Raw genomic sequence first — 8,523 nt, 5'->3', positions numbered from 1 at the left:
CGAATGTTGAGTTAAGATATGTTGTCTGATAATAACGATAGATGGTTATTATCATATGAAAAAGTCCTACATTAAGTAGGACTAAATAGCCTTAGCGATCTCAACAAGCAATCTCATAAACAACGGAATCATTTGGACTACTATATATCCGATCCCTGCCCTTGATATAAGAGAGAATCCCCGTTCCTGGCTACCAACCATAATGAATAGACCGCCGCATAACGCTACAACGGATGCTATCGGATATGACACTGCTTTAATTAAGAAAATGACTGGTTCAAATGCATTCACAATACGATTGTACAGTTGGCCATCTATATAATTTTTTATCTTCCCATCATTTGACTGCACATCTTTAAATACTTCATTTACATCCGGATTATTACCATCAGCAAATACATGAGGAATATCTATAAAATTATTGAATATAATTACACTGCCAATCATAATTCCTATTCGCGCCGCCACGGGTGCGTATTTTTTTGCTTTCTTTTTGAACAAGCTCCACTTTTTCTTTGCTCCATAGTTACCATCCATGAAATCTTTGATGCTCATTGTCTCAGTTACCATATGGACCATCTCCCTGTTTTTAATGGAAATCAGTAACGGTAAATATGTTGCAATCCAATCCCTCGCAAAGCTTCTGAAGTTGTTTTCTGCGATATTCTGTCGTGGTGTACCAAATAAACTTAGGGGTCTTTTCAAATACTTTGCATTCCATCAATTTGCGATACTTCTGCATCTTGATACGATTTGCACTCATTTTCTGCTCATGATCCACTTCTACAATGTAATAACGGCCATTATCAGTGAAGAGTGCATCTGCAATTATAGAAACGATACCTTTTACGTTCATTTTCACTTCCTGCTTCCACGTTTTCGGACATTCGTAAGCAATATAGATGTCATTCCTCATAATGTAGTGTCGGAATTGATTCGAACGTTTGAGTATTTTCTTGCTCCCAATACGTTCGCGCCCTTCTTTGTTAAGGTAATAAACTTTCTCCCCATCCCTAAAGCTAGACACATATTCTTCAATTCCCTTCATGACACGCGATGCATTCCTATCTCCACCGAGATTATGAAGAACCTGTAATTGCTTCCTAGTCAAGAATCCCAATTTCCTCAAGCTGTAGAGTATGCTTTCTGTGCGTTGTTCCTTCATGGCTAGTTTTTGCATCTTCATGCTCCTTCCTCGCTCTTATGTTGATGTGTGGCTTTATGATGTTATCAATTTGCTTATTATCGATATAAATTGTCTGTAGGACCGTTTTCTCGTTCGTTTGATATATAGCCCTTCCTTTTATGTTAGGAAGACTCTCTGCGCCGCCCTCGTCTAATACGGCACGGCTCCCTGCTTCTGTCTGCAATCTAAAGCAAACACGAGCACCAATGTTTTGACGCAGTTGTGATGGCATAGCGCTATTCGTCGGATATTGGGTTGCATATATTAAACGGAATCCAGCCGCCCTGCCACGACGACCAATATCAACAATAATGTCCTGGCACTCCTGGTATGGCGCTATATCGGCTGCTTCATCTACGATTACAAAATACCGTACTGGATCCCCCGCTTCTTTTATATCTTCGTATCCTTTTTCTAGTAAGTATTCGTTTCTAGCATTCAGTTTATCTTGCAATTCCCTTAGAGTCTTAAGGGTTTCCTCTGGATTCTTCGCAATTGATTCGACTTGGTTTAAGAATCGGTAACGGTTGAAAGAGAGACCACCCTTCAAATCTATAAGGAATAGCTTTATATTTTCTGATTGGTTGCGTACCAGCGAAGTAATAATAAGCTTTAATACATTCGATTTCCCCATATCCGTCATGCCGGCAGAGATCATATGTGATAACTGGTCAAAGTCGTGTTTTACTAATCCGTCCCTTGTATAACCAATAGGTACTTCCCATCCCTTACATTGCTTCATCATCTCTTCTTCAAATTTCACGAAATCAGGTATCCCTTTCTCGTAAACTCGTATTTTAAGTAACCCATCGTAAAACAGCTCAATTTCCTTTCTAATGAGTTTTTTCTTGCTTATAACGTTTTGTATTTGTTTTAAGATATCTTTTCGCAGTCGAAGAGATTTGAAATCTTGTAGTTTAAAATCATAAACTTTGCTCTTGTGATTTAATCCATCCTCTAAATGTTGCATTTTTTGTTCGAAATCGGAGAAGCTAAGACCGAGCGGAATCCTATACGCATATTCAACTCCCCATTCATTCCTCGTCTTACGGAGTAGCTGTATGGTCCTGGTCTCTTTTCCTTCTTTTACTTTTAAACCGCAATTAGCACAAATTCTTTGAATCTTAGAGGCATCATTTGTTGCTCCTTTTTGATGCATTTTTGATAGAAAGACTACACCACCGACTGCAGCTGAACTTACTAACTCAAATATCACAAACCTGCACCACCCCTCATGTATGTTTTAGCAAAAACAGTCCCTGTTAATTAGAAGAGAGAATAATAGCTATGAATCATTGAAAATACTAATCTTTCAATGTCTGAAGCAGTATTCTGCAAACGAATTCTATTCAGAATAGGTGAAACGAAGTTTTAAGAGGCTATTAATTTGGAACTAGGAATCGTAATTTGTTTGGTATGGTAAAAGGTATTCTATACAGCTTGCTCAATATTCACCATTTTTAGGGGTTTATTTTTAGTGAAACTAGGACATTACTGAAGACAACAGATAACTAAAGGAGTGAATGTTGTGTGGGGTCTTGGAAAAAAACGCACAAAGTTTGGGAAGTATTTAGATAAACACGGAATAGAACAAGAATGGTTAATAAGGAAATCAGGTCTCGGAAGGAATACTGTGGGAGATTTGGCTAATAATCCTGACAGGTCACCTACAAGGAAAACCATGCAAAAGATATTAAAGGTTCTCCGCGAATTAGATCCAAGGATTAAAGCTGATGATTTTTGGGATATGTAAAACTGGCTAATCGTGGTCAGTTTTTTATTTTTTGAAAAAAACCTCTTCATAAAAGAACATACATTCGTATATAATAAGAACTAACGTTCTGTTATTTAGGAGGAATAACGGTGTATGACTATTCAATATTGCCAAACCGAATTGTTTTATGTGTAGATCTTCGTAGCTTCTATGCTTCAGTCAGTTGCATCAAGATGGGATTAGACCCACTTTATACTAAATTAGCTGTAGTCGGTGATGTGAATAGGAGTGGTTCAATTGTTTTGGCTGCAACTCCACCATTAAAAACGTTGGGTGTTAAGAAAATGGCAAGATTATACGAAATACCATGTCGCAAAGATATCCTTGTGGTAAACCCAATTATGAGTACTTACATAAAATGCTCTAATTTCATCACTAAGTTGGCTCTACAATACGTTCCTATTGAGGATTTTCACCAATATTCCATCGATGAGTTTTTTATGGATATTACGGATAGTATCCATCTGTTCGCTAACGATCCGTACGACTTCGCATTAAAATTCAAACGTGAAATTTATGCAAAGACACGAATCGAATGCACGATAGGAATTGGTCCTAATCCTTTAATGAGCAAAGTGGCTTTAGATGTGGAAGCAAAGAAAACGAAAGATTGCATAGCATACTGGAAATACGAAGATGTACCCATAAAATTATGGCCAATACAACCACTTAGTAAGTTTTGGGGGATTTCGGGTAAAACAGAAGCGAAGTTAAACCGAAAAGGAATTCATTCAATCGGAGACTTAGCGCAATACCCACTTAAATACTTAAAACAAAGCTTCGGGGTCATTGGCGAAGAATTGCACTTACATAGCAACGGCATAGATTTTAGCCGTATATCAGAAAAATATGTTCCAGCAACAACTTCTATTGGTAAAAGCCAAATACTCATGCGTGATTACACTATAGAAGAGTTTCCAATTATTCTACTGGAGCATATAGAAGAAGTTTGTTATCGAATGCGAAGGCAAAACAAACTAGCTCAAACTGTTCATTTTTCCATTGGTTATAGCAAAAATTACGCTGGTTGTTTCAGAAAAACTCATACTATGAATCGGCCAACCAATTTAACAATGGATATATATAAGATTTGTACATATTTTTTACACGAGTTTTACACTGGGGAACCCATTAGAACCATAAATGTTTCTTTAACTAACTTAATCAATGAAGGCGAAGAACAAATCTCACTATTCGATAATGTAATACAACGAGAAAAAGAAATGAAACTAACTAAAGTAATGGACGAAATACGCACTAAGTTTGGTAAGAACAGCATATTAAGAGGAATTTCGTATACAAATAGTGCAACTGCAAGATACAGAAACACATTGTTAGGGGGACATAAAGCATGAGTAACGCTAATATGCCAAAAGGAAGAGGAATGGTTAAATGGACTCCATTCGCAGCGATGCCCGAACAATTCGCAGGTATCCGTGAGATTATTAAAGACAAGACAAAAGTAGAACGCCCTACATTAACCCAGGATGAACAAGAACGTATTGAGAATATGCTATTATGTTCGCTGCTTTCTGAAGAAGAAATATTGATTACATATTATGAAGATGAATTTTTTCTTACTAGCTATATGACCGTCATTGATATTGATCCGTTGAATAAATCTATAATTTGTACGGATTCATTTTATAATAATATAACGTTGAAATTTATTGATATTATTGATGCTAAATAAAAAAACATTTTTACATTTTCCTCCTTAAATTGGTATGATTTACTTATTTAAAAAAAGGGGGGAGATTTTTGAGTTTAAATATGTATTTAGGGGAAGTGCATACACAAACACAAAATATGAATGCTGTATGTACCGCTACCATTCAAGGTATGGAACAAGTTATTCAGTCGATTGATGCTTTTGCAATTGATACTGTTCTACAAGGACAAACATATAGTAGTGCCAAAGCATTTTTTGTACAAGCCTTTCGTCCATTAGCACAAGGAATCATTTACTTGTGTGAAGAATTAATCCGTCAAAATAATGTCTTTCCAAACGATTTTCAATCACAAGTAGCTTCAACAGATGTTATCGAACAAGAAATAGAAGAACAAATTCGAGAGATTGACCGAATGATAATACAGATGGAAACAATGAGCGAAAACATGCCAAGTATGCAGACGATGATACCAATTTATTATGCTATGAGACAGAAGCTTCAAGAAAAGTTAGAACATCTGTATGAATTCAATTATACTTCTAGTAGTAATTATGATACAGCACTCCAACTAGCTACGAGTATCGCACAAGGTCTTGCGGAAGTTCAAAGTGACAAAGGCTTTAGTCCTGCAAGTGGGACGTTTAGTACACAAGGGTTGAATATGGATTGGACGGCTTCTATTCAAGCGATTGCAGAAGATAGGAAGCGTCAGGCTGATAATTCAATTGAAGAAGGTGCAATGTGTGGTAAACCATCTTCTGAAGAGAATGGCTTTGATGGTAAAAAATTAGCTAGAGATATTACTGGTGAAATAAGTGGTGAATACGATGTTCGTCGTGCTTGGGATGGTATTGATCCATCTACCGGCGAAAAACTTTCGGGGTGGGAACGTGCTGGGGCAGGTGTCATGGCTGTAGCCGGTCTTACGCCATTCGGAAAACTTGCTAAAGTGGGTAAAGGGGTTAAGATGGCGGAAGCTGCATTGGAAAGCAAAAACCTGTTACGAGGTGAAGACTACCTAAAATCAGCAACAAGACCAAATGGAATTGGCAAACCGCATATCGGAGAGAACGGAAACTTGATGCCTGCAAATAAGGAAGGGATGTATAAGGGACGACAAGTAACTGTAACTGAACATATCTTAGGAGGATATCGGAGAGGTGCAAAACATAACAGTCCTTACACAAGTTTTTCTATACACCCCGAAATTGCAAGTAACTATGGGAAAAATATTATTGACATTAACTTGCCCGCTTTAAGAACGGCCATTAGAGAAGGTGAAGTAACGGATGTTGCTATTTTAAGTCCTAAGCAAATAGAACGTTTGATAAAACAAGATTCCGCAACCACAGACCACTGGAAAAACCTAGCTTTAAATTGGACTAAAAGAGATACTGAATATCTTATAAGAGGTGAAATTCCCAGTAAATACTTTAACATTAAGGAATGAGAGGAGCATTTTCTATGAAACTATTCTTTAAAGATATACATTTGGGCGATATCTCAAATGCGAATGGTGATGGTTTTTGGATGTACGGGCATATTAACTTTACTGATAATATCGTTGAATTTAAAGATTTTCTAAACAAAATGGTGGATGAAAATAACCCGTCACTAGAAGACGTGGATCCACTTTTTTTAGATGACAACAACTGGATTATATTAAAAGATAATCAATTAAAAGGAATTGGCATACCTGCTGTTTACTTTGATTCAAATGAAATAGAATGGCGTTGGAGATAATTAGAAAAACAAGAAAAACCGGTCCTCAATTAAGAGAACCGGTTTTTCTATTTCACATACACATAGGCTTCATTTGCAGTAATATGGTATGTTTTTCTTTTGCTATTGTGTACTTTATATTGTGGTGATCCATTGACAAAAAAGGCCCCCCATTAAGGACAGCCTTTGTTTTTTACCAAACTATTCTTTTGTATAGTAGTATGTTTTATTTTTCAAACTTCACATATTCACCAGAAACCCATTGGTCGCCACCAACATTATACCAACCGTCTCTATCTCCCCAAGACTGATATCTTTCACTTTGGTACACATTTTTTACGACACCATAGTTAGTTCCTGGACCAGTACGAACGCGTAATACATCAGCTGTAATAGTCACTACACCAATGCCATCAAATGAAGGCTTAGAAGGTGCTGGTGCATTTTCTCCTGTATAACGAATATATGATGAATCATTATATACCCACTGATCGCTACCCAAGTTTAGCCACCCATTTGATTCACCCCATACTTGGTAGCATTCTCCTTTACCTAACTTACGAATAACTGCATATCCAATTCCAGGTCCTTTTCGTAAATTCACGTTATCGCCATTAATGTAAGCAACTTTTGTACCATCGTTTGAAGGTGGAATAGGAGTTGGCATTACTGGACTACCTCCACCGTTATATGCATTTTGGACTCTTTCAATAAAGCTATCCCAACGTCCTTCTGCTAACATGCGATGAGGACAATATTTCCCACTCCACGATTGGTGTGTACGAACCTTGCTAATCGGAATATTGTACTGTTTCATCAGTTGAGCTACAATGATAGCTGCATTATCTTCCGCTTTATAATATCGCTCTCCACCGTTTAAAGAGTAGCAAATCTCAACCCCAATAGACTTTCTATTGCCGTTTCCGCCACCATCACCACAATGCCAAGCGTTACGCTCTAAAGGAATTCCTTGTACAGCTTCTTTATCATCTACCGCAATATGAAACGAGACTTGGTTATCATTACAAATCATATAAGCCACTTCGTTTTCTGCTTTAGCATCATTATACGTATTGTGAACTGTGATAAATTCTGGATTCATTGTATAAGGACACTTTGTACCATATTTACTTGCATCAACTAATTTTTTTCTAATTTCCATTATTGAACATCTCCTTTTTTCTCTTCTTGTTTTTGCTTACCACCTAAAATTTCAACTGCATTTGTCAATGGTTGTGGAAGTGGAATACCCATTCGTCCAGCATTTTCTAAAAGTGAAAGTAACTCATTCCCCATGAAGAAGAAAATAGTCGCTTCACGAATTGCACTGTTACTTCCAAGTGCTGAATCTAGTTGCGCGGCCGCTCCGACCAAAAGAAAAAGCACCACCTTTTTGGCAATGCCTTTAAAACCAACTTTACTTTTTAGCTCTCCGTTATATCCTGCTGCGACTACTCCTGTGATATAGTCAATAGCTGCCATGATTACTAGGACTTTCAATGTTGCATCCCATCCTCCCAAGAAATACCCACAGAAGCCACCAAAAGTGGCAATAAAGGTTTTTAATAATACATCAATACGATCCATCTTTTCCTCTCCTTTTTTAGATAATAAAAAAAGACCAGCTTATGGCTGCTCTATTCGCGTTGTATTTTCAGTTGCTTGTGTCTCTTGCGGAGGGCGTTGACCAGTAAATGAGAAATAATCATCAGAACAAAGTTTCTTTTTCCCAAAAACCGTTTCTAATTCATACAAACGCGCGCCACGTTTACATATTTCGCATCTTGTTGCAATACGGAAATATATCGTTCCATCCGTTTCCCCCCACACCTCTACTTTATTCGTACCATATAAACCGGCATTGTTTAGCATATCAAAAGGAATTCGCACAAATACTCCGTTTTCGTTTCTTTCTGAATCTACTAACCTACCAGCAAACGGAGCACCTTGCCCTACTTGTAAGGGATAACCTTGTAAATCTTTGTAATCATCCATATATTTTCCTCCTAAACGTTAGGTAGCTTGTACCATTGCCCTGCCATTCCCATAAAATAAAACCCATAGCCTTGACCGCCATCAAAGAAACGAATGGACCCAGCTTGGCCCATTTTATTACGCCCTAAATTTATTCCCTGCGTTAGAATAGGTTGATTTATGAATACATCCTT

At 37.4% G+C, this 8,523-nt stretch carries 11 protein-coding genes; 5 read left to right on the top strand and 6 right to left on the bottom strand.

Annotated features, from left to right (window positions below; genetic code table 11):
- Positions 1 to 81: 81 nt before the first annotated feature.
- Genes HMPREF1014_RS27500 through HMPREF1014_RS27490 form a run of 3 tightly spaced genes read right to left on the bottom strand, consistent with a single transcriptional unit; the run spans position 82 to position 2,402 of the window.
- A complete protein-coding gene (locus HMPREF1014_RS27500) occupies positions 82 to 570 on the bottom strand; it encodes a hypothetical protein (protein ID WP_000255791.1) in 489 nt (162 codons plus the stop codon).
- Between the two features lie 19 nt (positions 571 to 589).
- Complete coding sequence (locus HMPREF1014_RS27495; protein ID WP_084796702.1) at positions 590 to 1,165, bottom strand: replication-relaxation family protein; 576 nt, start codon at positions 1,163 to 1,165, stop codon at positions 590 to 592.
- Positions 1,104 to 2,402: an FtsK/SpoIIIE domain-containing protein gene (locus HMPREF1014_RS27490; RefSeq protein ID WP_000575733.1), complete on the bottom strand. Its 1,299-nt coding sequence runs from the start codon at positions 2,400 to 2,402 to the stop codon at positions 1,104 to 1,106. Before HMPREF1014_RS27490 ends, HMPREF1014_RS27495 begins: the two co-directional genes overlap by 62 nt.
- A gap of 312 nt (positions 2,403 to 2,714) precedes the next feature.
- On the opposite strand from HMPREF1014_RS27490, the gene HMPREF1014_RS27485 reads away from it, so the two are divergent.
- The 5 genes from HMPREF1014_RS27485 to HMPREF1014_RS27465 all read left to right on the top strand — a co-directional run bounded on the left by HMPREF1014_RS27485 (position 2,715) and on the right by HMPREF1014_RS27465 (position 6,376).
- Positions 2,715 to 2,939 carry a helix-turn-helix domain-containing protein gene (locus HMPREF1014_RS27485; RefSeq protein WP_000264499.1) on the top strand — a complete coding sequence of 75 codons (225 nt, stop codon included), beginning with the start codon at positions 2,715 to 2,717 and terminating at the stop codon, positions 2,937 to 2,939.
- A 110-nt stretch (positions 2,940 to 3,049) separates the two neighbouring features.
- Positions 3,050 to 4,315, top strand: a complete 1,266-nt coding sequence (locus HMPREF1014_RS27480) for a Y-family DNA polymerase (protein WP_000272611.1) — start codon at positions 3,050 to 3,052, stop codon at positions 4,313 to 4,315.
- Positions 4,312 to 4,653, top strand: a complete 342-nt coding sequence (locus HMPREF1014_RS27475) for a YolD-like family protein (protein WP_000063579.1) — start codon at positions 4,312 to 4,314, stop codon at positions 4,651 to 4,653. Before HMPREF1014_RS27480 ends, HMPREF1014_RS27475 begins: the two co-directional genes overlap by 4 nt.
- Before the next feature lie 68 nt (positions 4,654 to 4,721).
- Positions 4,722 to 6,083, top strand: coding sequence for a pre-toxin TG domain-containing protein (locus tag HMPREF1014_RS27470; protein WP_000056023.1), 1,362 nt, complete (start codon positions 4,722 to 4,724; stop codon positions 6,081 to 6,083).
- A gap of 14 nt (positions 6,084 to 6,097) precedes the next feature.
- Entirely contained in the window at positions 6,098 to 6,376 is a 279-nt protein-coding gene (locus HMPREF1014_RS27465) for a hypothetical protein (RefSeq protein ID WP_009327678.1), read from the top strand.
- 205 nt (positions 6,377 to 6,581) lie between these two features.
- On the opposite strand, the gene HMPREF1014_RS27460 is transcribed toward HMPREF1014_RS27465, so the two are convergent.
- The 3 genes from HMPREF1014_RS27460 to HMPREF1014_RS27450 are packed head-to-tail and all read right to left on the bottom strand — an operon-like array spanning position 6,582 to position 8,350.
- The gene (locus HMPREF1014_RS27460; RefSeq protein ID WP_000405758.1) at positions 6,582 to 7,517 is read right to left on the bottom strand and encodes an N-acetylmuramoyl-L-alanine amidase; all 936 of its coding nucleotides are present in this window, start codon (positions 7,515 to 7,517) and stop codon (positions 6,582 to 6,584) included.
- Positions 7,517 to 7,942: a phage holin family protein gene (locus tag HMPREF1014_RS27455; protein ID WP_000373888.1), complete on the bottom strand. Its 426-nt coding sequence runs from the start codon at positions 7,940 to 7,942 to the stop codon at positions 7,517 to 7,519. The genes HMPREF1014_RS27460 and HMPREF1014_RS27455 overlap by 1 nt, the downstream gene beginning before the upstream one ends.
- Positions 7,943 to 7,981: 39 nt before the next feature.
- On the bottom strand, positions 7,982 to 8,350 hold the full coding sequence (locus HMPREF1014_RS27450) for a hypothetical protein (protein WP_000342983.1): 369 nt from the start codon (positions 8,348 to 8,350) through the stop codon (positions 7,982 to 7,984).
- Between the last annotated feature and the right edge of the window lie 173 nt (positions 8,351 to 8,523).

This window comes from Bacillus sp. 7_6_55CFAA_CT2 (assembly GCF_000238655.1).
Taxonomy (GTDB): domain Bacteria; phylum Bacillota; class Bacilli; order Bacillales; family Bacillaceae_G; genus Bacillus_A; species Bacillus_A cereus.
The sequence above is the reverse complement of the archived record's forward strand: the minus strand, read 5'-3'. Positions and strand labels throughout refer to the sequence as shown.